Genomic DNA, 253 nt, shown 5'->3' with positions numbered 1-253 from the left:
TCAAGCTGCAGCTGACCGTGCGCACCTTCAAGCCGGAAGTGCGCCAGCGCGTCCTGGCCAGCATCCAGCGCGAAGTGAAGGGCGAGGCGATGGCCGCCGGCATGCCGAAGGAGCCGCTGGTGGAAATCAAGGCGGGCGCCGATTCGGTCTACAACGATCCCGAGCTGACCGCGCGCGCCGTCACCGCGATCCAGGGCGCGCTGGGCGCCGACAAGGTGGTCGAGATGCCGGCCAAGATGACCTCGGAAGACTT

General features: G+C 67.6%; 1 pseudogene. It reads left to right on the top strand.

Going from position 1 to position 253, the window contains the following annotated elements:
• Positions 1 to 17: 17 nt before the first annotated feature.
• A pseudogene (locus KVT32_RS30750) lies at positions 18 to 253 on the top strand (hypothetical protein); the annotation flags it as partial.

Source organism: Achromobacter sp. GbtcB20 (genome assembly GCF_019091095.1).
In the GTDB taxonomy this organism is placed as follows: Bacteria; Pseudomonadota; Gammaproteobacteria; order Burkholderiales; family Burkholderiaceae_B; genus Achromobacter; species Achromobacter mucicolens.
This window is presented reverse-complemented; position numbering and strand designations above follow the sequence as displayed.